This window comes from Paraburkholderia kururiensis JCM 10599 = LMG 19447 (assembly GCF_003986935.1).
Taxonomy (GTDB): Bacteria; Pseudomonadota; Gammaproteobacteria; order Burkholderiales; family Burkholderiaceae; genus Paraburkholderia; species Paraburkholderia kururiensis.
In genome coordinates, this window is sequence record NZ_RJZE01000006.1 from 192911 (window position 1) to 219028 (window position 26118).

Consider the following 26118-nt stretch of genomic DNA (forward strand, 5'->3'; position numbering starts at 1 on the left):
GGAACGGCCGAAGTGCCGGCCTCGCATGGCGTCCAGGGCGCCGGCGCATCGGAAAGCCGGTGCAAGGACGGTGCATGGCCAACACAACGCCGCGCAGGACGGCGCCCCCTGTCGTTCAACGCGAACGCGGGTACGAACCGAGAATCTTGAGGAACGCTGCCTTCTCTTCGAGCTCAGCGAGCGCAGCCGCAACCGGCGCGTCGTCGCGATGGCCTTCCAGGTCGATATAGAAGTAGTACGCCCATGTGCCCGAACGCGCGGGCCGCGACTCGAAACGCGTCATCGAGACGCCGTGGCGCGCAAGCGGTTCGAGCAGGCGGAACATCGCGCCCGGCTCGTTCTGCACCGAGACGATGAGCGACGTCTGGTCGTAGCCGCTTGGCGCTGCAGGCTCCTTGCCGATCATCACGAAGCGCGTGCGGTTGTGCGGATCGTCCTGAATCAATGCGTACGCCACCTGCAAGCCATAGTGTGCGGCCGCGCGGTCGCCCGCGATCGCGGCCACGGTCGGATCTTCGGAAGCGATACGGGCGGCCTCGGCGTTGCTCGATACCGCCTGGCGCTCCAGGTGCGGCGCATTCGCCGTGAGCCAGTGCTGGCACTGCGCGAGCGCTTGCGCATGGGCGCATATGCGTGTCACGCCGGTGAGGTTGCCCGAAAGCGTCAGCAGGTTGTGATGGATGGGCAGCGCCAGTTCGCCGCCAATGACGAGTTGCGTTTGCAGAAAGAGATCGAGTGTGCGCGAGACCGCGCCTTCCGTGGAGTTCTCGACCGGCACCACGCCGAATTCGGCGGCACCCGCTTCGACGGCGCGAAACACCTCGTCGATCGACGGACACGGCAGCCCTTCGATCGATTGCCCGAAGTACTCGTGCATCGCCTGTTCGCTGTAAGTGCCGACAGGACCGAGAAAAGCGGTCTTGATGCTCTTTTCCAGCGAACGGCTGGCGGCCATGATTTCGCGCCAGATCGCGCTGATGTGCCCGGCGGCGAGCGGCCCTGCGCTCATCGACTGCAGGCGCGCAATCACCTGCTGCTCGCGCTCGGGGCGAAACACCGGCGCGTTGAAATGCTTCTTGACTTCGCCCACTTCGAGCGCGACCGCCGCGCGCTGGTTCAGGAGCGCAATGAGTTGGGCGTCGATCGCGTCGATGCGCTCGCGTAAGGGTTTGAGGCGTGAATTGAGTTCGTCGTCCATGCGTGAAACCGGCCGTATCAGAAAGGACAGAAAGGAAGTGCGCGCAGACGCATGGCGTCAGGCGCAACGCGCTTCGAATTCCTTCATGTACTCGACGAGCGCCTTCACGCCCTCGAGCGGCACCGCGTTGTAAATCGACGCCCGCATGCCGCCGACGGACTTGTGGCCCTTCAGCTGCAACAGCCCGCGCGCTTTCGCGCCGGCAAGGAAATCTTCGTTGCGTGACTCATCGGCGAGGAAGAACGGTACGTTCATCCGCGAGCGCGCATGGCGCTCCACCTTGTTGATGTAGAAGCTGCTCGAATCGATGACATCGTAAAGCAGCTTCGCCTTTTCGATGTTGCGCGCCTCCATCGCCTTGAGGCCGCCTTGACGCTTGAGCCACTTGAACACGAGGCCCGAAATGTAGATCGCGTAGGTGGGCGGCGTGTTGAACATCGAGTTGTTCTCCGCCACCGTCTTCCATTCGAACGCCGAGGGGCAGATCGACATGGCGCGGCCCAGCATGTCCTCGCGCACGATTACCACCGTCACACCGGCAATGCCGATGTTCTTCTGCGCGCCAGCATAGAGCACGCCGTACTTGGCGATGTCCATGGGACGCGAAAGGATGTGCGACGAAGCGTCTGCCACGAGCGGAATGTCGCCCAGATCGGGGATATCGAACGTCTCGACGCCGTTGATCGTTTCGTTGGTGCACAGGTGCACGTAGGCCGGGTCCTCGGAAAGCTGCCATTCGGTGCACGCGGGAGCGCGCGTGAAGCCGTCTTCCGTCTTGCCGGTTGCCGCGACATGCGCGGTGCCGTACTTCTGCGCTTCCTTGAACGACTTCTGCGACCACGAACCCGTGATGATGAAGTCGGCGCGCGGCTTCGAACCGAACAGGTTCATGGGCACGATGGCGTTTTCGCCAATGCCGCCACCCTGCAGGAAAAGAATGTGGTGGCTCGCCGGCACCTCGAGCAACTCGCGCAGATCGACGAGCGCCTCCTGGTGGATCGACATGAACTCCGCGCCGCGATGGCTCATTTCCATGACGCTCATGCCGCTGCCGTGCCAGTCGAGCATTTCGTCGGCGGCCTGGCGAAGCACTTCTTCGGGCAATGCCGCTGGTCCGGCGGAGAAGTTAAAGACGCGCATGTGAAGAACCCCGAGGCAGGCGCTGCGGCAAAGAAAGACCGAATACCGCGATACCGCGCCCAGAAAAGAAAAAGGCCGCTTGCGCAGATCGCGCAAACGGCCATTATCGCACCCTCGCCACCAACCCGCCAAACCAGGCGGCCTATGCCGCGAGGCTTTCAGGCGCGCCGCCCGAGGCAACGAACGATGCCGCGAGCAAACGCCGGAGCGTGGCGAGAAAGACTGGCGCCGCCGGTGTGGCGACGCGTCTTCTTACTTGGCCGGCTTGACCGAAGCGACTTCCTTGTCAGCCTGGTCGCGGGTCGCCTTGATCGATTGCGGCATGTACTTCTGCATCAGACCGTTCACAACGTCGCGGCCCACCTGGTCTTGCACCTGGATGAACTTGCGGCCCGTCGGGCTCTTGTAGAACGTGGTCAGGTCCTTGATTTCCTGCGCGCTGTAGTACTTCGCGTAGGCGTCGTACTGAGCTTGCATGGCGTCCTGGCGGAATTGGTCCGTGGCGAAAACCTGGCCTGCCGAGTCAACCAGCTTCGGCACGGCATTCTTCTGCAGGGTCGGCACGGCGGCCTGCTTCTGCTTGTCCGACAGCGTCTTGTTCTCCGACAGCGCGTCCGACAGGATGGCCGGCACGAGTTGCTTGGCCTGCATCTGGGCGCTGTTGCCGATGGCACCGACGAGCTTCTGTGCATCGATTGCGTCGAGCAGGTCCTTGATCGCGGCCTGCTTGGCCGGATCGACCGGTGCTGCAGTCGCGCTCGCTGCCGGCGCCTGGCTCTGCAGAGCCTGAGCCATTGCGAAGGTCGGCACAAGAGCGGCCAGCAACATTACCTGCTTGAATCGTTTTTGCATCATTACTCCCTAAGAGAAATTAGTCGAACTCTCGCCTGCGGACTCAAAAAAACGGCGCCATCTGTTCTCGTCTGGCGCCGCTTCCAGCCTGCAAGGCCTAACCATTGCCTGCGGGCGGGCGCGGTTTTAACTCTCCGCGCCGTCTTCACCCGGGTCAGCCGCTTCGCCACCGTCGGCAGCCGACGCGTCGGCGTCTCCTTCAGCTTCGGCCTCCGCCTCTGCAATGTGTTGCAGACCCGAAAGCTTCGTTCCTTCGTCAAGGCTGATGAGTGTAACACCTTGCGTTGCGCGTCCCATTTCACGGACTTCCGACACGCGCGTGCGAATCAGCACGCCCGTCGTCGTAATCAGCATGATTTCCGATTCCGGGTCTACGAGGGTCGCGGCGACCACCTTGCCGTTGCGCTCCGACGTCTGGATCGCGATCATGCCCTTCGTGCCGCGGCCGTGACGCGTGTATTCCGTAATCGGCGTGCGTTTGCCGAAACCGTTTTCCGTGGCCGTTAGCACCGACTGCCGCTCGTCGCCGGCCACCAGCATGGCGATTACCTGCTGGCCGTCTTCGAGTTGCATGCCGCGCACACCGCGCGCTTCGCGCCCCATGGGGCGCACGTCGTTTTCGTCGAAGCGAACCGCCTTGCCGGAGTCGGAAAACAGCATCACGTCGTGCTGGCCATCGGTGATGGCCGCGCCGATCAGGTAATCACCGTCGTCCAGACCGACCGCAATAATACCCTTGCGCAATGGTCTGCTGAAAGCCTCCAGCGGCGTCTTCTTGACCGTGCCGAGCGCCGTTCCCATGAAAACGTACTTGTCGGCCGAAAATTCCTTCACGGGCAGCACGACCGTGATCTTCTCGCCTTCCTGCAGCGGGAACATGTTCACGATGGGGCGACCGCGCGAGTTGCGCGAGCCTTGGGGCACCTCGTAGACCTTCACCCAGTAAACGCGGCCGCGGTTCGAGAAGCACAGAATGTGATCGTGCGTGTTGGCGATGAACAGCGTGTCGATCCAGTCGTCTTCCTTCATCGAGGTGGCCTGCTTGCCGCGACCGCCCCGCTTCTGGGCTCGATATTCCGACAACGGCTGCGATTTCACGTAGCCCGTGTGCGACATCGTCACGACCATGTCCTGCGGCGTGATGAGGTCTTCGGTGTTGAGCTCTGTGGCGTTCATCTCGATCTTCGAGCGACGCTTGTCGCCGAATTCGGTTTTGATCGCCGCGAGTTCGTCGGAGATGATAGACGTTACACGCTCCGGCCGGGCCAGGATGTCCAGCAGGTCGGCGATCTGCGTCATGACTTCGCGATACTCGCCAATGATCTTGTCCTGCTCGAGACCCGTGAGGCGCTGCAGCCGCATTTGCAGGATTTCCTGCGCCTGCGTATCCGACAGACGGTAAAGTCCGTCGCCCTGCATGCCGAACGCCGGGCTCAAGCCTTCCGGACGGTACGCGTCGCGGCCGCCGGCGGTGGCGTTCTCGGACTCTGCGCGCGTCAGCATCTCGCGCACGAGGGACGAGTCCCACGACCGCGCCATCAATTCCTGCTTGGCGATGGGCGGAGTAGGCGCTGCCTTGATGATCGCGATGAACTCGTCGATATTGGCGAGCGCAACGGCGAGACCTTCCAGCACATGGCCACGCTCGCGCGCCTTGCGCAGTTCGTAGATGGTGCGCCGGGTGAGCACTTCGCGCCGGTGGGCGAGGAAGTACTCGAGCATTTCCTTGAGGTTCAGCAGCTTCGGCTGGTTGTCGACGAGCGCAACCATGTTCATGCCGAAGGTGTCCTGCAGCTGCGTGGCCTTGTACAGATTGTTGAGGATGACCTCGGGCACTTCGCCGCGCTTGAGCTCGATCACGACGCGCATGCCGCTCTTGTCGGATTCGTCGCGGATGTCCGAGATGCCTTCCAGCTTCTTCTCGTTGACCAGTTCCGCGATGCGCTCGAGCAGCGAACGCTTGTTGACCTGGTACGGCAGCTCATCAACGATGATCGCCATGCGCTGGCCGCGATCGATTTCCTCGAAGTGGGTCGCCGCGCGCATCACGACGCGGCCGCGGCCCGTGCGATAGCCGTCGCGCACACCGGCGACGCCGTAGATGATGCCGGCCGTCGGAAAATCGGGGGCCGGGACAATCTCGATCAATTCGTCGATCGTCGCCTCAGGGTGCTTCAGCAGGTGCTGGCACGCATCGACGACCTCATTCAGATTGTGCGGCGGGATGTTCGTCGCCATGCCGACCGCAATGCCCGACGAACCATTGATCAGCAGATTCGGGATGCGGGCCGGCAGGATCAGCGGCTCGCTTTCGCTGCCGTCGTAGTTGGGCCCGAAGTCGACCGTTTCTTTGTCGATGTCGGCGAGCAGTTCATGGCCGATCTTGGCCATGCGGATTTCGGTGTACCGCATGGCGGCGGCGTTGTCGCCGTCCACGGAGCCGAAGTTGCCCTGACCGTCCACGAGCATGTAGCGCAGCGAGAAGTCTTGCGCCATCCGCACGATCGTGTCGTAGACCGCCGTGTCGCCGTGAGGATGGTACTTACCGATGACGTCGCCGACGATACGCGCCGACTTCTTGTAGGCGCGGTTCCAGTCGTTGTTGAGCTCGTGCATGGCGTAGAGAACGCGCCTGTGAACGGGCTTCAGGCCATCGCGGACGTCCGGAAGCGCACGCCCCACGATCACGCTCATCGCGTAATCGAGATACGAGCGACGCATTTCCTCCTCGAGGGAGATGGGCAGGGTCTCTTTGGCGAATTGATCCATTTATCCGTGTCTTGTGCGTACTTGCTCGGGTGCCGCACCCTCCTTCGCACACGTGCTTTGCTGGCTAAAGCAAAGCGGTGGCAGGGCGCAGGGCATCACGCGATTCTACCACGCGCCAACTCCCGCCCCGCGCCTACGTATACCTATTAGAGGGAAGCCGGGCCGACGCCTCGAAGCTGCGTCAAAAAGACCACCGAAGGGATCAACGGGACACGCCACCAATGGCACTCGGTCGGCTATGCGGCCGCAAACCCACGCCGGGCGGCCTTTTGTTGCGCATGCACCACAATTGGAACCGGGCTACCAGGAGGGGCGGCTTTTTTTATCGTCGGACGGGAACGATATGGCAAAATGCCAACGCACAAAGTCAGACGCTGCTCGAAGTCTATACAAAGCGTCGCTCACAACGCACCGATGTTATACTTCGAGCAATGTATGACTTGTCTTCGTCATCAGGCTCGCAGTAAACCTGCGGTAATCTCAATTTCGAGAGGAGAAATATGAATAAACTTTCAAAGCTCGCGTTCATTGCAGCTACCGCAGTTATGGCTGCATCCGCTTCGGCACAGTCCGTGCCGGCGTCGCGACAAGCCACGAATGACAACTGGGTGAACGGCACCGGCGAATACGTGTGGATGAACGGCACGAACGAGCTTTGCTGGCGCGATGCGTTCTGGACGCCGGCAACGGCTAACGCAAAGTGCGACGGCGCACTGGTCGCCCAGGCACCGCAACCGCCGGTCGCTCAACCGCCGGCACCGGCTCCCATCACGAGCCAGAAGATCACGTATCAAGCCGACACGCTGTTCGACTTCGACAAGGCTGTCCTGAAGCCGGCCGGCAAGCAAAAGCTTGACGAGCTCGCATCGAAGATCCAGGGCCTGAACCTCGAAGTGGTCGTTGCAACGGGCTACACGGACCGCATCGGTTCGGACAAGTACAACGACCGTCTGTCGCTGCGCCGCGCTCAAGCTGTGAAGGCATACCTGGTCAGCAAGGGCATCGACGCCAACCGTATCTACACGGAAGGCAAGGGCAAGCGTAACCCGGTCACGACGGGCTGCAACCAGAAGAACCGCAAGCAACTCATCGCCTGCCTCGCACCGGATCGTCGCGTGGAAGTCGAAGTTGTCGGTACTTCGAAGCAGTAAGCAGCAAGTTACCGCAGCATCCAAAGCCCCGCTTCGGCGGGGCTTTTTTTCGTCTGGCGCTCGCCCAAAGTGGCTCCGTCCTGCGTCGCCCGCGCGACAGCTGACCGCGCGCAATCCGGAAGTGCTGCATTTTGCCGCCATGGCACGCCGCCTATATACTCCGGGTTTATCCCCGTTCCCCGCTCCGCGCGCCCCAATCAAGGCCGTCCGACCCATGACCAACGCCGATCCCCACGAACTGCAGAAATTCAGCGATCTCGCGCATCGTTGGTGGGACCCGAATGCCGAGTTCAAGCCGCTGCACGAGCTGAATCCGGTGCGGCTCGACTGGATCGACGCGCACGCGCATCTTGCAGGCAAGCGCGTGCTCGACATTGGCTGCGGCGGCGGCATCCTGTCCGAATCCATGGCCGGGCTTGGCGCGAACGTCAAGGGCATCGACCTTTCCCACGAGGCACTCGGCGTCGCCGACCTGCATAGCCTGGAAAGCGGCGTCACGGTCGAATACGAGGAGATTGCCGCCGAAGCGCTTGCGGCCCGCGAGCCGGCCTCGTACGACGTCGTGACCTGCATGGAAATGCTCGAGCACGTGCCGGAGCCGGCGGCGATCGTCGCGGCCTGCGCAGCGCTCGTCAAACCAGGCGGCTGGTTGTTCTTCTCCACGCTCAACCGCAACGTGAAGTCGTATCTGCTTGCCGTGGTCGGTGCCGAATACATCGCCCGCATGCTGCCGCGGGGCACGCATGACTACGCGCGCTTCATCCGTCCGTCCGAACTCGCCGGCTTCGTGCGCGCCGCCAGGCTGAACACGGCCGACATCAAAGGCATTGTCTACCACCCGATCAGCAAGCATTTCGCGCTGTCGGACGATACCAGCGTCAACTACCTGCTCGCCTGCCGGCGCGAGGCCTGAGCCTCTACCGTTCGCACGCCAAAACCACGTTCATGAGCGACCCGACGCCCCTGCCCCAGCGCGAAAACGACGACGCCTCCATCCGTCTCTGTCAGGCTGTGCTGTTCGATCTGGACGGCACCCTTGCCGACACGGCGCCTGACCTCGCTGCTGCTGTGAACCGCATGCGACACGAACGCGGCCTGGAAATGGTGCCGCTCGACAAGCTGCGGCCGCTTGCGTCGGCGGGTGCACGCGGTCTAATCGGCGGCGCGTTTGGTATCGGGCCCGATCATCACGATTACGCCACTTTGCGCGAAGAATTCCTCGCCAACTACGAGGCCGACCTGTGCATCGAAACGACGCTCTTCCCGGGCATCGATACGGTGCTCGACGAGCTGGATGCGCGCGGCGTGCGCTGGGGCATCGTGACGAACAAGGTCACACGGCTCACCGAACCGCTTGTTGCGCTGCTCGGTCTCGAAGAACGCGCGAGCTGCGTGGTCAGCGGCGACACCACACCGCACTCCAAACCGCATCCCGCCCCGCTGCTCCATGCCGCGAAGGCGCTCGACATGGAGCCGGAGCGCGTCGTCTATGTCGGCGACGATCTGCGGGATGTCCAGGCAGGGTTTGCGGCCGGCATGGTTACCGTCGCGGCGGCCTACGGCTATTGTGGCGACGACCTGCCCCCCTCCCACTGGCATGCGCAGCACGTCGTCGAATCCACGGCCCAGCTGCGTCTGCTCCTGCGCGACATCAGCTGAGGGGCGTCTCTTCAGTCGCTTCTTCGAAGCGACCTCTTGAAACCCCACCTCTTGAAACCCCGTCAGTTAGCCCAACATCCGCTTCTATGGGATAATGCTTGTTCCACTTGGGGCCGACCTGGTTTCGACGTGGGTAATGAAGCAGCTCAGGGCATACCGAGGACCCGTCACCTCGTAAATCAATGGGACTTAAGTAACTGCGAACGACGAAACGTACGCATTGGCGGCTTAACCCCGCCAACCTCGCACTGACTCGCTGACGGGTCAGGGTCGCAAGACCAGCGAGGTCATTCACGTCAGATAATCCTCAGCGATGTCACGGCGCCGGGGCCGAAAATCAAGTGACTCGCCGTAACGAAGCGTGTTCGTCCGCGTCGGTGCGGTTAAATCAAATGACTGAACTAAGTATGTAGAACTGGTTGTGGACTACTTGCGGACGCGGGTTCGATTCCCGCCGGCTCCACCAAGACACCTTCGAGCATCTGGACACGGATAGCAAAAAACCCCGACGGCTGAACGCCCTCGGGGTTTTTTGTTGCCTGTTCAATCCTGCGGACACTGCAGGTTGCAGCCATTCGGATCGCCATCGTCACCGCGACGACGCATCTTCGAGGGCGCGCCTTTCTGGTATTTCTTCGAGGGCGCCGATGCCGCGAATTGCATCTGCGGATGCTCCTGCAAACGAAACTCGTCCTGCAGGATGCCGCCCGGCACACCAGGCGAGTTCTGGGCAAAGGCAATCGAAACGGTGGCGAAGAGCGTACCGGCCGTCGCGGCGGCCACGCATGCGTTGAGCAGAAATTTCATGTCGGATGGGCGCGGCGGTCGCGCGGCAGAAAGCAAAACGTAGCGCAAAGTATCGCAAAAACGACGGCCTGTTGCAGCGTGCTTGCGTCGCGCCGCCTCTTGCCTCGCGTTACTGCGTCTTACCGGAATCATCGGCGGAGGCCACCGCGAGCCCTTCTTCCAGACCCACCACGGTGCCGCATGCGCGCGGGTCGTAGCCCTGCAATCCGGCCACGCTGGCATGAAACGCTTCGCTGCGCAGCAAAGCGACCACGGCGGCGAGCGGCTCGCGCGCGAGGCGCGCGCGCTCGCAGGCGAAGTAATAGTCCTCGTCCACCACGGGAATGAAGTCGAGTCCGAAATGATGTGCGGCCGGCTCGACGCCAAAGCCAACATCCGCCATGCCGCTCGCGACAAACGCCGCAATGGCCGAATGCGTGAGTTCCGCCGACGCATAGCCGTTCACGCGTTCCGGATCGATACCGATGCGCGTGAGCGCGAGATCGAGCAGCATGCGCGTGCCCGAGCCGGGCTGCCGGTTGACGAAGCGAATGTCGTCGCGGGACAGATCGCGCAGCGACCCGATCCGCTTCGGATTACCTCGTGCGAGAAAGAGGCCCTGCTTGCGGCGCGTCAGATGAATCAACACGTGGCGGTCTGGATCGAGCCAACGCCGGTAGACCGCGGCGCACGCGTCGCGAAACTCGCCGCGCGGCAGGTGAAAGCCGGCCAGATCGCACTCGCCGCGCGCGAGGGCGGCAATCGCGTCGGCGCTGTCGCGGTACTTGATATCAACCGGCAAATCCGACGCGACGAGTGCCGTCACGAGCGCCGCTACCGCATAGCCGTGCGACGCGTAGATGCGCACGTTCAGCGACGGCGGCGAGAGCCAGCGGTTCAGGTCGCTTGCCACTTCGCTCGCGAGCGCCTGCATATTCCCGTCCAGCCGCTCCACGCACAGCCGCTGCGCCCGCAATACCGCCTCGCCGAGCGCCGAGAGTTGCGAGCCGCGACCACGCTCCTTCGCGATCAGGGCGCCGCCCAGACGCTCCTCGAGCGCGCGCAGCAAACCCCAGGCGTGGCGATACGAGAGCCCCCGCCGTTCCGCCGCCTGCGCGATGCTCCCCGTTTCATCGACGAGCGCGAGCAACGGCACCACGTCGGTGAGGCTCGCTTCGCGGCCGTCTACGTCGCGCACCACCAGCTCGGCATGGCACTTTATCTGGATCATTTATGCAATCCGGTTTCCTATTGCGCAAGTCATGGCAGCGGCCTATTGTTCGGCTAAACGTTTATGAGATAAGAAAGCATACGTGCGCGCCTTATGAAGGGCAAGTGCATATATGACTTTCCGAGGAGCCCCACTTTGGACGAGACACCCTCCCTCGCGCCCGACGATCTCGTCCGGCGCCATGCGCAGCCTGGCCGGTCGCTCGTGGCCGTGCTGCACGCCATTCAGGACGAAGCCGGCTTCGTGCCGCCCGCCGTGGTCACACCGCTTGCGCGCGCGCTGAACCTGTCGCGCGCCGAAGTGCACGGCGTCCTGACCTACTATCACCACTTCCGTACCTCGCCTGCCGCGCCGGTCACCGTGCAGCTGTGCCGTGCCGAGGCGTGCCGCAGCATGGGGACGGAAGCGCTCGCGCAGCACATGGAGGCACGCACCGGTTGCCGTTTCGATCAGGGCCACGACACGGGGCACAACGGCACGGTCGCGCTCGAATCGGTCTATTGCCTCGGCCAATGCGCGCTGTCTCCTGCGATGACCGTGAACGGCACGCTCCACGCCAAAGTCACGCCGCAGAAATTCGATACGCTCCTCGCCGCCGCCACTGAAGCGGCTGAACGCGAGGCGAAGGGCGAAGCGAGGAGCGAGACGAAAACCCACACGAAGGAGCCGGCATGACGCGCGTCTACGTTCCCCGCGACTCGTCGGCACTCGCACTGGGCGCCGATGCCGTTGCCGCCGCGATCGTCCGCGAAGCCGCGGCCCGCGGCGTCGCCGTAGAGCTGGTGCGCAACGGATCGCGCGGCCTGCTCTATCTCGAACCGCTTGTGGAAGTGGAAACGCCGCGCGGTCGCGTGGGCTACTCGAACGTCGAGGAAAGCGACGTCGGCTCGCTGTTCGACGCGGGCTTTCTGGAAGGTAGCGAGCACGCGCGCCACGTGGGCATCGTCGACGAGATTCCGTATCTGAAGCGCCAGCAGCGGCTCACATTCGCCCGCATCGGCATTACAGACCCGCTCTCGCCGGAAGACTACGTGGCCCATGGCGGCCTCGACGGTCTGCGTCACGCCATTGCCATGACGCCCGCGGATGCCTGCGAAGCGCTCATCGAATCGGGCCTGCGCGGACGCGGCGGCGCCGCCTTCCCGGCCGGCATCAAATGGCGCACGGTGCTCGGCGCCCAAGCCGACCAGAAGTACGTGGTCTGTAACGCCGACGAAGGCGACTCGGGCACCTTCTCCGACCGCCTCGTCATGGAAAGCGACCCGTTCGTGCTGATCGAAGGCATGACCATCGCGGGCATCGTGGCAGGCGCGACGATCGGCTACATCTACGTGCGCAGCGAGTATCCGCATTCCATCGCGGTGCTCGAAACCGCCATCGAAAAGGCGCGCGATGCCGGTTGGCTGGGCGACAACGTACTCGGCAGCGGCCGGCGTTTCGATCTGTATGTCGCCAAGGGCGCCGGCTCCTATGTGTGCGGCGAGGAAACCGCGCTACTCGAATCGCTCGAAGGCAAGCGCGGCATCGTGCGCGCCAAGCCGCCGCTGCCCGCCCTCGCGGGCCTGTTCGGCAAGCCGACGGTAATCAACAACGTCATCACGCTCGCCACCGTGCCCATCATCTTCGCGCGCGGGGCCGCGGCGTATCGCGACTACGGCATGGGCCGCTCGCGCGGCACGCTGCCGTTCCAGCTGGCCGGCAACGTGCGCCAGGGCGGACTCGTCGAGCTCGCATTCGGCGTGACGCTGCGCGAGCTGCTCTACGACTACGGCGGCGGCACGGCAAGCGGCCGGCCCGCACGCGCCGTACAGGTGGGTGGCCCGCTCGGCACCTATCTGCCCGAGAGCCAGTGGGACATTCCGGTCGACTACGAAGCCTACGCGGCCGTGGGTGCGGTGGTGGGTCACGGCGGGCTCGTCGTGCACGACGACACGTCGAACCTCGCCGAACTCGCGCAATACGCCATGCACTTCTGCGCCATCGAATCGTGCGGCAAATGCACGCCGTGCCGCATCGGTTCCACGCGCGGCGTCGAGGTCATTGCGCGCATTCGCAACGGCGATCGCTCGCCGAAGCAGGTCGAACTGCTGCGCGACCTCTGCGACACGATGGTGTCCGGCTCGCTGTGCGCCATGGGCGGCATGACGCCGTACCCGGTGATCTCCGCACTCGAGCATTTCCCCGAAGATTTCGGTCTCGACACCGCGTCGCAGCGTCCTGCTGCGGCGGCGGCCTGACGATGGAGACAAGGATGTCAGACGCGCTCAATTCCAGCACGGGCGGTTGCGGTTCAGGCAACTGCAGCTGCAAGTCGCAGGCGCAGCAACGCGCCGCCCGCAATCCGTTCGACGACACCGACTACGGCACGCCGCTGCGTCACGCCGACGTGGACGTGACGCTCGAAATCGACGGCAAGAGCGTCACGGTGCCGGCAGGCACGTCGGTGATGCGCGCCTCGATCGAGGCGGGTGTCAACGTGCCGAAGCTCTGCGCCACCGATTCGCTCGAACCGTTCGGCTCGTGCCGCCTGTGTCTCGTGGAAATCGAGGGCCGGCGCGGTTATCCGGCCTCGTGCACGACGCCTGTCGAAGCAGGCATGAAGGTGCGCACGCAAAGCGATCGCCTGCAAAAGCTGCGCCGCAACGTGATGGAGCTGTACATCTCCGATCACCCGCTCGACTGCCTCACGTGCCCGGCGAACGGTGACTGCGAGCTGCAGGACATGGCGGGCGTGACGGGCCTGCGCGAAGTGCGCTACGGCTTCGACGGCGCGAACCACCTGCGCGACACGAAAGACGAATCGAACCCGTACTTCACCTACGACCCGTCGAAGTGCATCGTCTGTAACCGCTGCGTGCGCGCGTGCGAAGAGACGCAAGGCACGTTCGCGCTCACCATCGCCGGCCGCGGTTTCGAGTCGCGTGTGGCGGCGAGCGAAAGCCAGCCGTTCATGGACTCCGAATGCGTGTCGTGCGGTGCGTGCGTGGCCGCATGCCCCACCGCAACGCTGCAGGAAAAGAGCGTGACGCTGCTGGGTCAGGGCGAGCATTCGGTCATCACGACTTGCGCGTATTGCGGCGTGGGCTGCTCGTTCAAGGCCGAGATGAAAGGCTCGCAGGTCGTGCGGATGGTGCCGTACAAGAACGGCGAGGCCAACGAAGGCCACGCCTGCGTGAAGGGCCGCTTCGCCTGGGGCTACGCCACGCACAAGGACCGCATCACGAAGCCGATGATCCGCGCAAAGATCACGGACCCGTGGCGCGAAGTCAGCTGGGACGAAGCGATCCGCTACGCAGCTTCCGAGTTCCGCCGCATTCAGGACAAGCACGGCCGCGACTCCATTGGCGGCATCACGTCGTCGCGTTGCACGAACGAGGAAACGTACCTCGTGCAGAAGCTCGTGCGCGCGGCCTTCGGCAACAACAATGTGGATACCTGCGCACGCGTGTGCCACTCGCCGACGGGCTATGGCCTGAAGACGACGCTGGGCGAATCGGCGGGCACGCAGACCTTCGCTTCGGTGGAGCACGCGGACGTGATCGTCGTGATCGGCGCGAATCCCACCGACGGTCACCCCGTGTTCGGCTCGCGCCTGAAGCGCCGCGTACGTGAAGGCGCGAAGCTGGTCGTGATCGACCCGCGGCGCATCGACATCGTCGATACGCCGCACGTGCAGGCTTCGTATCACCTGCAACTGCGCCCGGGCACCAACGTCGCCATCGTCAATGCGCTCGCGCACGTGATCGTGACGGAAGGGTTGCTCAACGAAGCGTTCGTGGCCGAGCGCTGCGAGCCGCGTGCGTTCGAACAATGGCGCACGTTCGTCGCGCTGCCGGAAAACTCGCCGGAAGCCACCGCCGACGTCACCGGCGTGCCCGCCGACCAGGTACGCGAAGCGGCGCGCCTCTACGCGCGCGGTGGCAGCGCGCCCGGCATGCCCGCGGGACGCTCGGCCATTTACTACGGCCTCGGCGTGACCGAACACGCGCAAGGCTCCACGATGGTGATGGGCATTGCGAACCTCGCGATGGCCACCGGCAACATCGGCCGCGAAGGCGTGGGCGTGAATCCGCTGCGTGGCCAGAACAACGTGCAGGGCTCGTGCGACATGGGCTCGTTCCCGCACGAACTGCCGGGCTACCGCCATATCAGCGACGAAAAGGTGCGCGCGCTGTTCGAGGACGCCTGGAACGTCACGCTGCAGCCCGAACCCGGCCTGCGCATTCCGAACATGTTCGACGCCGCGCTGGACGGCAGCTTCAAGGGCCTCTACTGCCAGGGCGAAGACATCGTGCAGTCGGACCCGAACACGCAGCACGTGGCGGCGGCGCTTTCGTCGATGGAATGCATCGTCGTGCAGGACATTTTCCTCAACGAGACGGCCAAGTACGCGCACGTGTTCCTGCCGGGTTCGTCGTTCCTCGAAAAGGACGGTACGTTCACCAACGCCGAGCGCCGCATCTCGCCCGTGCGCAAGGTGATGCCGCCGCTCGCGGGCTACGCGGACTGGGAAGTGACGCTGCTGCTCTCGCGGGCGCTCGGCTACGAGATGGACTACGCGAGCCCGTCCGAGATCATGGACGAGATCGCGGCACTCACGCCCACCTTCCACGGCGTCTCGTACGCGAAGCTCGACCAGTTCGGCAGCATCCAGTGGCCGTGCAACGAGGAAGCGCCCGAAGGCACGCCGACCATGCACGTCGATACGTTCGTGCGCGGCAAGGGCCGTTTCGTCATCACGAAGTTCATCGCCTCGCCGGAAAAGGTCACGCGCAAGTATCCGCTGCTGCTCACCACGGGCCGCATCCTCACGCAATACAACGTGGGCGCGCAGACCCGTCGAACCGAGAACTCGCGCTGGCACGAGGAAGACCGCCTCGAGATCCATCCGCACGACGCCGAGGAGCGCGGCATTCGTCACGGCGACTGGGTGGGCATCGAATCGCGCGCGGGGCAGACCGTGCTGCGCGCGAAGGTGACGGACCGCGTGCAGCCGGGCGTGGTGTACACCACGTTCCACTTCCCCGAGTCGGGCGCGAACGTTATCACGACGGACAGCTCCGACTGGGCCACCAACTGCCCCGAGTACAAGGTGACCGCGGTGCAGGTGAACCTCGTGCAGCAGCCGTCGCAGTGGCAGCGCGATTACTCGCGCTTCAACGCCGAGCAGCTCGAACTGTTGCGGCAGCGAAGCGCGGCCGGTGCGACCGAATCCGTGACCGCAGGGAAGTGACGCAATGGATCAACACCACCTGATCGAGATGGCGAACCAGATCGGCAGCTTCTTCGAATCGATGCCGGACCGGGAAGAAGCCACGGCCAGCGTTGCCGATCACATCCGCCGCTTCTGGGAACCGCGCATGCGGCGTGCGTTGTATGCAGCTTTCGACGCCGGCACGCCCGGCATGTCGGAGATCGTGAGCAACGCGCTCACGAAGTATCGCGAGCAGTTGACGCCCGTTGCGGCCTAAAGGGTTGCGGTCGGCCGACCGTGGTCGGCTGTCGCAAGATCAGCCCTGCGCCGCGGCGCCGGTCTCGTCCGCACCGCGCACAAACCAGGCCTCGCAGTGGCGCAGCAGCGCATTGAGGTCCGACGCGGGGCGGCCGCGCGCTGCGATATAGCCGTCGGGCCGCACGAGGTAGAACGCCGGCCGCGTGCGGCCATACGACTCCACGAGGGGCGCCGCGCCCTCGCCTTCGGTGTCCGTCACGCGCCAGATGCGCACGGCTTCGCCGAGCAGCCCTTCCACGGCGGAGACGAGGCGCGTGAGGTCGTCTTTGTCGCCATCGCCACCGTTCGCTGCGGCGAGCGTGAGGCGCTCGTTCATGGCCGTAACTGCCGGCGCAGACTCTGTGGCCACGTCCAGCGCATCCGCCGCTTCCGCTGCTTCCGCCTCCCGTTCCACGAGCACGAACAGCGAAAAGCAGCCGGGATCGTGCAGGTCGAAAATGCAGCCCTTGCCGGGCGCCTTGCCTAGCGGACCGTCAACGACGTGAACGAGCGCGTCGGGCGCCCGTTCGCCGGCTCGCGGTCCGCCGTCCAGCACGCGCTCCAGCGTGAGCGGGCTGCGCCGGTACTGGATCGCAAGCTCGCTGACCGTGGCGCGCGCCGCGTCACGCAGCGGGCCGAACGCAGCGAGCAGCGGCATCACGCGCTCGCGCAGCAGCTTGAGCGGCCCGTGCTCCGCGCCGACCAACTGCGTGACGAAGCTCGTCTGCCGCAGCACGTCGCGCTCGATCGGATGCCGTTCCATGTGATAGGTGTCGAGCAACCGGTCCGGCGCGCCGTGCGCGAGCACGCGCGCAATCTTCCAGCCCAGATTGAACGCCTCCTGGATGCCCGTGTTCATGCCCTGTGCGCCGGCCGGACTGTGTACGTGCGCGGCGTCTCCGGCAAGAAACACGCGGTTCACGCGCAATTGCTCCACCATGCGGCTGTTCACATGGAAGTTCGAAGACCACGAGAGTTCGGAGAGCATCACCACGTGATGCACGCGCCGTTCGACCACGGCCCGGCACTCGTCGAGAGAGGGCGCAGCCGCGGCCCCGCCATCCGGCACGTGCCCGCTGGCATCCGCTTCCTCGCCCTTCGCAGTCGGCATCCCCGCCGGCGTGTGATCGGCAATCAGCCGGTACCAGCCCTTGCCGAGCGGAAACAGGCCGACAAGACCTTCGCCTGACGCGAAGAGATGGAACTCGTCATCGGGCCATTCCGTTTCGGCGCTCACGTCGGCGAGCAGGAAAGTCTGCTCGAAAGCCTTGCCCACGAAGCTCATGCCGAGCCGATGGCGAATCGTGCTGTGCGCGCCGTCCGCGGCGACGAGATAGGAAGGCCGCAGCGTTTCGGTATGGCCGTCGGTGCGCCGCAACGTGGCGTGCACGCCGGCCGATCCCTGCGAAAACTCCACGAGTTCCACGCCGCGCTCCACCTTCACGCCGAACGATTCCAGATGCGCGGCGAGAATGCGCTCCGTCACCGTCTGGTCCAGAAACAGCAGATACGGATAGCGGGTTTGCAGCGGATCGAAATCGAGCCGCGCGCGGCGCTGCCCGTTCGAGTAGAGGTTGGCCACCCGAGCGCGATGACCGAGTTCGAGAAACGGCTCGACCACGCGATGCTGCTCGAAGAGTTCGAGCGTGCGGGCCTGAATGCCGATGGCGCGGGAATGCCGGGCGGGCTCGGGCGCGCGGTCGATCAGACGCACGGGAATGTGCGCGCGCGCAAGGCTCATCGCAGCGGCGAGCCCCGTCGGGCCGGCGCCGACGACGAGCACCGGCTGCAGGTCAGAAACGGCAGCCATGCATCGAACCTCCGAAGGTCGACATGCCGGTTAGTGTACGCCGCCCCATTTCGCTGTCGTTCACAACTTCGCGTGACAACACGCGACAACTTCGCGCAGCGGCCCTCGCATCGCAGCGCATCAAATTCGGGGCGCGTAGAACGCCGCGGCGAATGTGGGAAAATGCGGCGTTTTGTTTTTGCAGGCCTTCCCCGACCGTCATGGAACAGGTTTTTGCCCGCGCCTACGCGGCCCACCGCGACGGCCGGCTCGACGATGCCGAGCGCGGCTACCGCGCGACGCTCGACGCCAACCCCGTGCACGTCGATGCGCTGCACCTGCTCGGCGTGCTGCGTCACCAGCAGGGGCAGCACGCCGAGGCCGCGGATCTCGTGGGCCGCGCCGTGGACCTGCGCCCCGAAGACGCTGCGCTGCAACTGAACCTGGGCAACGCGCTCAAGGCGATGGGGCAGATCGATCGCGCGATCGAGCGCTTTCGCAACGCCCTCACGCTCGCGCCCACTTTCGCGCTCGCCCACTACAACCTCGGCAACGCCTACGCTGCGCTGGGCCGCCACGAAGACGCGGCGCACGCGTTCGATCGCGCGCTGCGGCTGCAGCCCGACGATGCCTCCGCCAGCAACAATCTCGGCAATGCCCTGCATGCGCTCGGCCGTCACGAAGAAGCGATCGAAGCGTTTAAACGCACGCTCGCGTTGCGGCCCCGGCATGCCGGCGCGCACAACAACCTCGGCATGGCGCTCAACGCGCTGGAACGCACCGACGAAGCGCTGCTGCAATTTCGCGAGGCGCTCAAAGCCGAACCGCAGTTCACCGCTGCCCAGTTCAACCTGGGCAATACGCTCGACGCGCTCGGCCGTCACGAAGAGGCTATCGACGCCTTCGAGACCGTTCTTGCGCAGCAACCGTACCTGCCCCCTGCGCTCTTCGCACTCGGCAATGCGCTTGCCGGGTTGGGCCGGCACGAGGAAGCGGTAGCCCGCTTCGAGCGCGCCATCGGTCACGATCCGAAATTCGCGCTCGCGTGGCTCGCGCTCGGTACAGCACACCATGCGCTTGGTCGGCACGCCGCTGCCTTGCGCGCGTTCGACGAAGCGCTGCGCCTGCGCCCCGATCTCGCCGCCGCCCACCTGAATCGCGCGCTCACGTGGCTTACGCTGCGCGACTTCGCACGCGGCCTGCCCGAGTACGAATGGCGGCTCGATGCGCTCGCGCACGGCGCATTCGCCGTCGACCCGACGGCAACCGGCGCGGCAGATGCCGCAGCGCTCACGCCATCGCCCCGTACACCGGCGCTGCCGCGCTGGCAAGGCGAGCCGGCTGCGGGCCGCACGCTGCTGATCCAGGCCGAGCAGGGTTTCGGCGATACGCTGCAGTTCGTGCGCTTCATTCCGCTTGTGGCCCAGCGCGTGGGGCGCATCGTGCTCGAAGTGCAGCCGGAACTGATGCCGCTGATCGCGCCCGCAGCCGAAGCCTGGCGCATCACGCTGGTCGCACGCAACCTCGCACGCAACGCCGATGGCTCGCAATGCGGCCCGCGTCCGGCGGCGGACCTGCACTGTCCGCTGCTCAGCTTGCCGCTCGCGCTCGGCATGACCTTCGACACGATGCCTTCACGCACGCCCTACCTCGCGGCGCCAGCCGCGTACCGGCGCAAGTGGCGCGGCTCGCTCGGCGGCCAGGCGAAGCGCAAGATCGGGCTCGCGTGGTCGGGCCGCATCCAGAAGCACGAGAACCGCACGATGCCGCTCGCCGCGCTGGAGCCGCTCTTCGCGCTTCCGGGCATCGACTGGCTCGTGCTGCAGCCCGACCTCAGCGCCGCGGAACAGGCCTCGCTCGACGCCCATCCGCGCGCCGGCACGATCCACCGTATCGGTCATCGCATTGCGGACTTCGCGGATACGGCCGCGATCATCGAACGGCTCGATGCCGTGGTCACCATCGACACGTCGATTGCGCACCTGGCCGGCGCGCTCGGCAAACCGCTCTGGGTGATGCTGCCGTTCGCCGCCGACTGGCGCTGGTTCACGGGCACAGACGAAAGCCCCTGGTATCCGGCGGCCACGCTCGTTCGTCAGCCGCAGCCGGGAGATTGGGCAAGCGTGGTGGAGCGGGTGGCTGCGGCGCTGCGACACGGCTAGCAGTTCGGCTTCATCGTCCGATTAGCCCTGAACGGCCCGTGCAGCAAGCCATAAAAACACAACAGCCCCGCACTCGCGAATCGAGTGCGGGGCTGTTGCTTTGAGGGCTCGCGGCTTTAACCCTCGCGGCTTTCACCGCTACGCCGCGTCGCAGCCTTCGTCACCGCGCCTGAACATCCACGGGGCAGCGGGCCGCCACAGCATTCATGCCGTCTTGTACTGATTGCGCGCTTCGGGCGTGCGATAGAGCACGAGCGTCGCGATGAGCCCGCAGATCGCGGCCACGCCCATCCATGCGCCCGGCGCTGCCTTGTTGCCGCTCACGTGAATGAGCAGCGTCGAGATGGCGGGCGTGAAGCCGCCAATGGTCGTCGCAAGGCTGTACGCGAGCGAAAAACCCGCGGTGCGCACGTCGGACGGCATCACCTCGGTGAGCGCCACCACCATCGCGCCGTTGTAGCTGCCGTACAGGAACGAGAGCCACATTTCGACCGCGAGCAGGCGGCCGAACGACGGATCGGCCACGAGCCACTGCACCGCCGGGTACGCCGTGAGAATCGTGAGAACCGTGAAGGCGATCAGCACGGGACGCCGCCCGATACGGTCCGACAGTGCGCCCGAAAGCGGCAGCCAGATCAGGTTCGACAGACCGATGCAGACCGTCACGACGAGCGTGTCGATGGCGGAGAGCTTGAGCACTTCCTTGCCGAAGGTCGGCGTGTAGGCCGTAATCATGTAGAACGACACGGTAGTCATGATCACCATGCCCATGCCCGCCAGCACAACGCCCCAGTTCTGCGCCATCGACCTCAGGATCTCGCTCATCGACGGACGATGCTTTTTCGCGAGAAACTCATCGGTTTCCTTGAGCGAGCGGCGAATCAGGAACAGGAACGGCACGATCAGGCAGCCGATCAGGAACGGCACGCGCCAGCCCCAGGCTGTCATTTCCTCGGCGGGCAGCAGGCGGTTCAGGAACACGCCGATCAGCGCGGCGAACACCACCGCCACCTGCTGGCTGCCCGACTGCCACGACGTATAGAAGCCCTTGTTGCCCTTGGTCGCGATCTCCGAGAGATACACCGAGACGCCGCCCAGCTCGACACCGGCCGAGAAGCCCTGCAGCAGGCGTCCCGCGAGCACGAGCACGGGCGCGAGCGCGCCGATCGTCGCATAGCCCGGAATCGCGGCCACGGTGAGCGTGCCGAGCGCCATCAGCGCGAGCGTGAGAATGAGGCCCTTGCGGCGGCCGTGATGGTCGATGTAGGCGCCGAGCACGATGGCGCCGATGGGTCGCATCAGAAAGCCGGCGCCGAACACGGAGAGCGACAGCATGAGCGAAGCGAAGGCGTTGCCGCTCGGGAAATAGGTCTTGGCAATCGCCGATGCGTAATAGCCGTAGACCATGAAGTCGTACATTTCCAGGAAGTTGCCGCTGACGACGCGGAACACAGTCCGGGCTTTCGACTCGTTGGGCGATGCGTGGGACGCAGTAGACATGACACTCTCTGAATAGCGCGCCGCGCGGCACGGCCGCACGGCTCTGAGTTGACGACTGGGGCGCCGCGCCGGAGCGGGACGCCTCGGGATATCCCTGATAGGGTCTACCCTTATCGCGCTGGGGCGGGCCATTATGCGCGGCTCGTCGAGGCGTCGATATCAGGGTTAAACCTGATCCAGCGAGCATCCGGCTGCGCCTCGTCGAACCACGCGCCGCCTGGCACCATGAGGCGAGCCGCCGCGCCCTGCCTATCTTTCGCGTACGCCGCCCGCCGCAAACGCGGCAGAAGGCGACGGAAGGTGGCAGTACACTCTACCCTCCCCTCCGTTTTCGATGCAGCCCGATGCACGCCGACCGCTCCGCCACGCCTGCCCCGCTTACCCCGCTCACGTTGTCCCTGCGTACCGCGACACCCGCCGACGCCCCGCTCATCGCCGCCATGCATGCGGTGAGCTGGCAGGCCACCTATCGCGGGCTGCTGCCCGACACGTTCCTCGATACCGAAGTGAGCAATGACCGTGCGGCCTATTGGCGCGCGCGGCTCGAAGCGCCGGGCGAAGAGCGGCGGCTCGTGCAGATCGCCGAGCGCGCGCCGCACGAACCGGTGGGCTTCATGTGCGTGGAGCGGCAGATCGGCTCGCCATGGGGCGTGCTGCTCGACAACCTTCACGCGATGCCGGCATGGCAAGGCATGGGCGCCGGCAAGCTGATGATGCGCGCAGCGAAAGACTGGGCACGCGAACAGGGCGAGACGCAGCTCTACCTATACGTGCTGGAAGGAAATGCCCCGGCCATCGCGTTCTACGAAAGCCAGGGCTGGCAATACTCGGGCGCCGAACCGGACAAGATGGGCGGCATCGACATCACCGCGCTGCGTTACGTCTACCGGCTCCACGCGCAGGGCTGAGCGCAGCCGCCACAGCGAGGCGAGGCGCTAGAACCGCGTTTCGCGCGCCACTCGCAGGAAGGTATCGAGCAGCGGCGTGCAGTCGAGCAGTTCCGGTCCGCCCGCGCGGTGAAATTCGGGGTGCCACTGCACGCCCACCACGAACGGCGCGCGCCGGTAGCGCACGGCTTCGATCAGGCCATCGCCCGCCGAGACCGCCTCCACGTTCAGGTCGCGGCCCAGCGTCTTCACGGCCTGATGGTGAATCGAGTTGACGATAGCCTCGCGCCGGCCCGGGAACATGTGCGAGAGCGTGGAGCCCTCCGGAAAATGGATGGCGTGGCGATGCTGGTCGTAATGCTCGCTCACGTGGACGCCCGCGGTCGGCACGTCCGTCGCGATGTCCTGGTAGAGCGTGCCGCCGAACGCGACGTTGATCAGCTGGCAGCCGCGGCACACGCCCAGCACCGGCTTGCCCGACTCGACGAATTCGTGCAGCAGCTCCAGTTCGTACATGTCGCGCACGCGGTCGCCGGGCCATTCGGGCCGCGCGGCGCCGTCGGCATAGGTTTGCGGCGAGACGTCCGCACCGCCCTGCAACAGCAGCCCGTCGAGATGCTTCGCGTAGTCGCGCAGGCGGATGTTGCTCGGGTGCAACATGCCCTGATGACCGACTGTCGGGATCATGAACACCAGCACGTCACGCGACATCACCCAGTGCGCGATGGATTCCTCCAGATACTGCAGCGTCTTGCCCCGCAGGCCGACCGCCCCCGGCTCAGGGTGGAAGATGCGCGCCGACACGCCGATGCGCAGCGTGCGCTGCGTGATGCGCTGCCCGGCGCGGTCGAAAATCTGCCGCGCGCGGGCCGCGATGATGCGCCCGAACACCGACCACGCCGAATCGTTCTGGTGCAGGTAGCGCGGCGCGCCGGGCGGCAAGGCGCCAGGCGGCGGCGGATTCTGCGCGGTGAAGTCGGGCGCCTGGCCGAAACCGGCCGGCGCGGTGCCGGGCCGTGAGCCGGATGCCTGGCTGGATGAAGTCGATGAGGCCGAGGCAGCAGCATCGACGGAAGACGACGACGCCCGCGCGGCTTCGGCCTGTGCAGCTTGCGCCGCAGCCGCTTCCGCCTGGGCGGTGGCCCGCTGCGCCGCGCCTTGCGGCGCTTTCTGCTCCGTGGTCGTTACGGTCGAGGCACTGGAGGGGGCATCGGTGGACGCACGCTCCGCCGCGGAGGCGTCCTTGCCCGGCGCCTCTTCTGGCGGCGTTGGACGCGCGGCGGCCGCGGTCGGCGTGCTCGCCATATTCGACGCGCCAGGAAGTTCGGTGGAAGAAGCGGAAGGGGAACCGGCAAGACCGGTGGGAAGAGGATTGTTTTCGCTCATGACTTCGGGTCAGGCGCGCGCCGCACGCAAACGGGTGGACATAGCGCGATTATCCGCCAGCACGTCGCCGCGCGGCAAACCGGCCCTTCGTGCCCCATCTTCGCGGCCCTTCGTCGTGCCCATTCCGTCATGCCCCTTCTGCCGCGCCGGCCGCGTCGCGCATTTCACGGGTCCGGCTGCTCGTTGAGCGTTTCCTTGAAGGCGATCTGCATGCTCGCGTGAATCTTCACGCACCAGCGCCAGAGCACCGCCATCAAGAGCGCCGCGCAGACAAGCACCGCTGCGAGCAGCCCCACGGGCGGCAGGATGGCGCCCGAGAGCGCCGCCACCAGCAGGAACACCCCGATCATCGACACCACCGGCACGAGTTGCGCAATCGTCTGTCGGATCGCGCCCGTGAAGCGCCCCGCCGTGGCCGGCTGCACGCTCACCTCGGCGAGCAGCATCGCAAGCGACGTCGCCTTGCGCCACACCGCGACGAGAAACGGCATGGAGAGCACGAGCGCCCCGCTCCAGAGCACCACGCGCCGCATCGACTCCTCGCCGAGCCAGTTGGCGAGCAAGCCGCTCGTCCAGGGCGCGCTGTACGACACGCCAAGAAAGATCGCGGCAACGAGCGCGAGATTCACGGCGATCTGTACGACGATCGGCCCCGTCATGCCGAGCACCGTCGGCTCGCCGCTGGCCGGCCGCAGACTGCGCAACCACTGGCCGTACAGGCCGAAGACGTTCGCGAGCGTAGGCGGCATCGCGTTCGCCACACGCCGCGAGAGCGGGTCGGCCACGCGGATCAGATAAGGCGTGGTGAGCGTCGTGAGCGCGGAGACCGATACCGCCACGGGGTAAAGGAACGCGCTCGTCACCTTCAGCGTGAGCCCGAGCGAGGCGATGATGAACGAGAACTCGCCGATCTGCGAAACGGTCATGCCCACGCGCATCGCCGTGCGGCCGTCCTTGCCCGCGAGAAAAGTGCCGAGTCCGCACGACACCAGTTTGCCGAGAATCACCGCCGCCGTGATCGTCGCGATGGGCAGCGCGTAGTCCACGAGCACGAGCGGATTGAGCATCAGCCCGATGGTCACGAAGAAGATGGCCGAAAACGCGTCGCGCAGCGGCGCGATGAGATGCTCGATGCGATGCAGATGGCGTGACTCGGCCATGATCGCGCCGATCAGAAAGGCACCCAGCGCGATGCTGTAGTCGAGCTTCACGACGAGCAGGCAAAAGCCGAAGCAGAAGCCGAGCACGGCGACCAGCAGCATCTCGTCGCTACCCGTGCGCGCCACGTAGGCGAGCGCGCGCGGCACAACGAGAATGCCCGCCACCAGCGAAACGGTCATGAAGAGCAGCAGCTTGCCGAGCGTGACGAAGGCGATGCCCGCCGAAAGCTGCCCCGTCTGAGCGATGCCCGAAAGCAGCACGAGCATCGCGATGCCGAGAATGTCCTCGACGATCAGAATGCCGAACACGAGCTGCGCGAAGCTTTCGCGCTTGAGGCCGAGTTCGGAGAGCGCCTTGACGATGATCGTCGTGGACGAAATGGCAAGAATGGCGCCCAGAAAGAGCGAGTCCATCGGACTCCAGCCGAACGCGCGGCCAATCTCGAAGCCGATCCACAGCATCAGCACGATTTCGGAGAGCGCGGCCACCACGGCCGTCGCGCCCACACGAAAGAGCTTGCGCAGGCTGAATTCGAGGCCGAGCGAGAACATCAGGAACACCACGCCAAGCTCACCGAGCGTCTGGATGGTCTGTTCGTCGTGAATCAGCTGGAACGGCGGCGTGTACGGGCCGATGATCACGCCGGCCGCGATGTACCCGAGCACCACCGGCTGCCTCAGGCGATGGAACAGCACGGTGACGATACCTGCGAGCACCATCACGACCGCCAGGTCCTGAATGAAGCCGATGCCGTGGTGCATGAAGACGATTCCTTACGAACAGTAATGTGAAGTGCGATGGTACCGCAGGCGACGAAGAGGCCGAAACGTGAGCGGCATGGCGCCCGACCCTTCTGGCGGTGAGCGCAAGCCGGTCGCCGGCACGGACAGGCCCTAGAATGTGGCCCACGTCCACGCCCACGCCGCCCGAGCGCCTCAGCACTCAAAGCGAAGCGA

Annotated in this window: 19 protein-coding genes and 1 other RNA gene; 10 read left to right on the plus strand and 10 right to left on the minus strand. The window is 65.3% G+C overall.

The genetic code is table 11. From position 1 onward, the window contains the following. Nucleotides 1-115: 115 nt before the first annotated feature. The 4 genes from pheA to gyrA all read right to left on the minus strand — a co-directional run bounded on the left by pheA (nucleotide 116) and on the right by gyrA (nucleotide 5959). Nucleotides 116-1198, minus strand: coding sequence for a prephenate dehydratase (gene pheA / locus PKKP23_RS09340; RefSeq protein WP_017774578.1), 1083 nt, complete (start codon nucleotides 1196-1198; stop codon nucleotides 116-118). A 57-nt stretch (nucleotides 1199-1255) separates the two neighbouring features. Beyond that, nucleotides 1256-2338 (minus strand): 3-phosphoserine/phosphohydroxythreonine transaminase, encoded by a 1083-nt coding sequence (gene serC / locus PKKP23_RS09345; RefSeq protein WP_126876683.1) that lies wholly within the window; start codon nucleotides 2336-2338, stop codon nucleotides 1256-1258. A gap of 252 nt (nucleotides 2339-2590) precedes the next feature. Next, nucleotides 2591-3190: a DUF2059 domain-containing protein gene (locus PKKP23_RS09350; protein ID WP_026121387.1), complete on the minus strand. Its 600-nt coding sequence runs from the start codon at nucleotides 3188-3190 to the stop codon at nucleotides 2591-2593. 126 nt (nucleotides 3191-3316) lie between these two features. After that, entirely contained in the window at nucleotides 3317-5959 is a 2643-nt protein-coding gene (gyrA, locus tag PKKP23_RS09355; protein WP_126876684.1) for a DNA gyrase subunit A, read from the minus strand. Nucleotides 5960-6459: 500 nt separating this feature from the next. Here gyrA and ompA point away from each other — a divergent pair, with 500 nt between their 5' ends. The 4 genes from ompA to ssrA all read left to right on the plus strand — a co-directional run bounded on the left by ompA (nucleotide 6460) and on the right by ssrA (nucleotide 9235). After that, a complete protein-coding gene (gene ompA, locus PKKP23_RS09360; protein ID WP_026121386.1) occupies nucleotides 6460-7110 on the plus strand; it encodes an outer membrane protein OmpA in 651 nt (216 codons plus the stop codon). 214 nt (nucleotides 7111-7324) lie between these two features. Then, on the plus strand, nucleotides 7325-8023 hold the full coding sequence (ubiG, locus tag PKKP23_RS09365; protein ID WP_126876685.1) for a bifunctional 2-polyprenyl-6-hydroxyphenol methylase/3-demethylubiquinol 3-O-methyltransferase UbiG: 699 nt from the start codon (nucleotides 7325-7327) through the stop codon (nucleotides 8021-8023). A gap of 32 nt (nucleotides 8024-8055) precedes the next feature. Next, nucleotides 8056-8769, plus strand: coding sequence for a phosphoglycolate phosphatase (gene gph, locus PKKP23_RS09370; protein WP_017774572.1), 714 nt, complete (start codon nucleotides 8056-8058; stop codon nucleotides 8767-8769). Between the two features lie 109 nt (nucleotides 8770-8878). Then, nucleotides 8879-9235, plus strand: a transfer-messenger RNA (tmRNA) gene (gene ssrA / locus PKKP23_RS09375). Nucleotides 9236-9312: 77 nt separating this feature from the next. On the opposite strand, the gene PKKP23_RS09380 is transcribed toward ssrA, so the two are convergent. After that, nucleotides 9313-9576, minus strand: coding sequence for a hypothetical protein (locus PKKP23_RS09380; protein ID WP_017774571.1), 264 nt, complete (start codon nucleotides 9574-9576; stop codon nucleotides 9313-9315). Nucleotides 9577-9685: 109 nt separating this feature from the next. Then, nucleotides 9686-10786: a substrate-binding domain-containing protein gene (locus PKKP23_RS09385; protein WP_017774570.1), complete on the minus strand. Its 1101-nt coding sequence runs from the start codon at nucleotides 10784-10786 to the stop codon at nucleotides 9686-9688. 93 nt (nucleotides 10787-10879) lie between these two features. Between PKKP23_RS09385 and PKKP23_RS09390 the strand changes: the two genes are divergently transcribed. Genes PKKP23_RS09390 through PKKP23_RS09405 form a run of 4 tightly spaced genes read left to right on the plus strand, consistent with a single transcriptional unit; the run spans nucleotide 10880 to nucleotide 16257 of the window. Further along, on the plus strand, nucleotides 10880-11461 hold the full coding sequence (locus tag PKKP23_RS09390) for an NAD(P)H-dependent oxidoreductase subunit E (protein ID WP_420873206.1): 582 nt from the start codon (nucleotides 10880-10882) through the stop codon (nucleotides 11459-11461). Then, nucleotides 11458-13023: an NADH-ubiquinone oxidoreductase-F iron-sulfur binding region domain-containing protein gene (locus PKKP23_RS09395; protein ID WP_126876687.1), complete on the plus strand. Its 1566-nt coding sequence runs from the start codon at nucleotides 11458-11460 to the stop codon at nucleotides 13021-13023. The genes PKKP23_RS09390 and PKKP23_RS09395 overlap by 4 nt, the downstream gene beginning before the upstream one ends. Before the next feature lie 14 nt (nucleotides 13024-13037). Then, complete coding sequence (gene fdhF / locus PKKP23_RS09400) at nucleotides 13038-16019, plus strand: formate dehydrogenase subunit alpha (RefSeq protein ID WP_126876688.1); 2982 nt, start codon at nucleotides 13038-13040, stop codon at nucleotides 16017-16019. 4 nt (nucleotides 16020-16023) lie between these two features. Next, nucleotides 16024-16257: a formate dehydrogenase subunit delta gene (locus PKKP23_RS09405; RefSeq protein WP_017774566.1), complete on the plus strand. Its 234-nt coding sequence runs from the start codon at nucleotides 16024-16026 to the stop codon at nucleotides 16255-16257. A 39-nt stretch (nucleotides 16258-16296) separates the two neighbouring features. Here the strand turns inward: PKKP23_RS09405 and PKKP23_RS09410 are convergent, their stop codons facing one another. Beyond that, on the minus strand, nucleotides 16297-18087 hold the full coding sequence (locus PKKP23_RS09410) for an FAD-dependent monooxygenase (RefSeq protein WP_126876689.1): 1791 nt from the start codon (nucleotides 18085-18087) through the stop codon (nucleotides 16297-16299). Between the two features lie 200 nt (nucleotides 18088-18287). Here PKKP23_RS09410 and PKKP23_RS09415 point away from each other — a divergent pair, with 200 nt between their 5' ends. Further along, nucleotides 18288-20228 carry a tetratricopeptide repeat protein gene (locus tag PKKP23_RS09415; protein WP_126876690.1) on the plus strand — a complete coding sequence of 647 codons (1941 nt, stop codon included), beginning with the start codon at nucleotides 18288-18290 and terminating at the stop codon, nucleotides 20226-20228. 204 nt (nucleotides 20229-20432) lie between these two features. Here the strand turns inward: PKKP23_RS09415 and tcuC are convergent, their stop codons facing one another. Then, the gene (gene tcuC, locus PKKP23_RS09420) at nucleotides 20433-21728 is read right to left on the minus strand and encodes an MFS transporter (RefSeq protein ID WP_026121385.1); all 1296 of its coding nucleotides are present in this window, start codon (nucleotides 21726-21728) and stop codon (nucleotides 20433-20435) included. A gap of 344 nt (nucleotides 21729-22072) precedes the next feature. On the opposite strand from tcuC, the gene PKKP23_RS09425 reads away from it, so the two are divergent. Then, entirely contained in the window at nucleotides 22073-22636 is a 564-nt protein-coding gene (locus PKKP23_RS09425) for a GNAT family N-acetyltransferase (RefSeq protein ID WP_126876691.1), read from the plus strand. A 27-nt stretch (nucleotides 22637-22663) separates the two neighbouring features. Here the strand turns inward: PKKP23_RS09425 and PKKP23_RS09430 are convergent, their stop codons facing one another. Together PKKP23_RS09430 and PKKP23_RS09435 are read right to left on the minus strand one after the other, a co-directional pair. Beyond that, nucleotides 22664-24001 carry a gamma-glutamyl-gamma-aminobutyrate hydrolase family protein gene (locus PKKP23_RS09430; protein ID WP_126876692.1) on the minus strand — a complete coding sequence of 446 codons (1338 nt, stop codon included), beginning with the start codon at nucleotides 23999-24001 and terminating at the stop codon, nucleotides 22664-22666. A gap of 164 nt (nucleotides 24002-24165) precedes the next feature. Next, entirely contained in the window at nucleotides 24166-25923 is a 1758-nt protein-coding gene (locus tag PKKP23_RS09435; RefSeq protein ID WP_126876693.1) for a cation:proton antiporter, read from the minus strand. Nucleotides 25924-26118 lie beyond the last annotated feature (195 nt).

What these genes read in the sequence shown, in the direction of transcription:
- pheA (WP_017774578.1), bottom strand. Translation starts at nt 1,198, where the DNA reads ATGGACGACGAACTCAATTCACGCCTCAAACCCTTACGCGAGCGCATC.
- serC (WP_126876683.1), bottom strand. Translation starts at nt 2,338, where the DNA reads ATGCGCGTCTTTAACTTCTCCGCCGGACCAGCGGCATTGCCCGAAGAA.
- PKKP23_RS09350 (WP_026121387.1), bottom strand. Translation starts at nt 3,190, where the DNA reads ATGCAAAAACGATTCAAGCAGGTAATGTTGCTGGCCGCTCTTGTGCCG.
- gyrA (WP_126876684.1), bottom strand. Translation starts at nt 5,959, where the DNA reads ATGGATCAATTCGCCAAAGAGACCCTGCCCATCTCCCTCGAGGAGGAA.
- ompA (WP_026121386.1), top strand. Translation starts at nt 6,460, where the DNA reads ATGAATAAACTTTCAAAGCTCGCGTTCATTGCAGCTACCGCAGTTATG.
- ubiG (WP_126876685.1), top strand. Translation starts at nt 7,325, where the DNA reads ATGACCAACGCCGATCCCCACGAACTGCAGAAATTCAGCGATCTCGCG.
- gph (WP_017774572.1), top strand. Translation starts at nt 8,056, where the DNA reads ATGAGCGACCCGACGCCCCTGCCCCAGCGCGAAAACGACGACGCCTCC.
- PKKP23_RS09380 (WP_017774571.1), bottom strand. Translation starts at nt 9,576, where the DNA reads ATGAAATTTCTGCTCAACGCATGCGTGGCCGCCGCGACGGCCGGTACG.
- PKKP23_RS09385 (WP_017774570.1), bottom strand. Translation starts at nt 10,786, where the DNA reads ATGATCCAGATAAAGTGCCATGCCGAGCTGGTGGTGCGCGACGTAGAC.
- PKKP23_RS09390 (WP_420873206.1), top strand. Translation starts at nt 10,880, where the DNA reads ATGAAGGGCAAGTGCATATATGACTTTCCGAGGAGCCCCACTTTGGAC.
- PKKP23_RS09395 (WP_126876687.1), top strand. Translation starts at nt 11,458, where the DNA reads ATGACGCGCGTCTACGTTCCCCGCGACTCGTCGGCACTCGCACTGGGC.
- fdhF (WP_126876688.1), top strand. Translation starts at nt 13,038, where the DNA reads ATGTCAGACGCGCTCAATTCCAGCACGGGCGGTTGCGGTTCAGGCAAC.
- PKKP23_RS09405 (WP_017774566.1), top strand. Translation starts at nt 16,024, where the DNA reads ATGGATCAACACCACCTGATCGAGATGGCGAACCAGATCGGCAGCTTC.
- PKKP23_RS09410 (WP_126876689.1), bottom strand. Translation starts at nt 18,087, where the DNA reads ATGGCTGCCGTTTCTGACCTGCAGCCGGTGCTCGTCGTCGGCGCCGGC.
- PKKP23_RS09415 (WP_126876690.1), top strand. Translation starts at nt 18,288, where the DNA reads ATGGAACAGGTTTTTGCCCGCGCCTACGCGGCCCACCGCGACGGCCGG.
- tcuC (WP_026121385.1), bottom strand. Translation starts at nt 21,728, where the DNA reads ATGTCTACTGCGTCCCACGCATCGCCCAACGAGTCGAAAGCCCGGACT.
- PKKP23_RS09425 (WP_126876691.1), top strand. Translation starts at nt 22,073, where the DNA reads ATGCACGCCGACCGCTCCGCCACGCCTGCCCCGCTTACCCCGCTCACG.
- PKKP23_RS09430 (WP_126876692.1), bottom strand. Translation starts at nt 24,001, where the DNA reads ATGAGCGAAAACAATCCTCTTCCCACCGGTCTTGCCGGTTCCCCTTCC.
- PKKP23_RS09435 (WP_126876693.1), bottom strand. Translation starts at nt 25,923, where the DNA reads ATGCACCACGGCATCGGCTTCATTCAGGACCTGGCGGTCGTGATGGTG.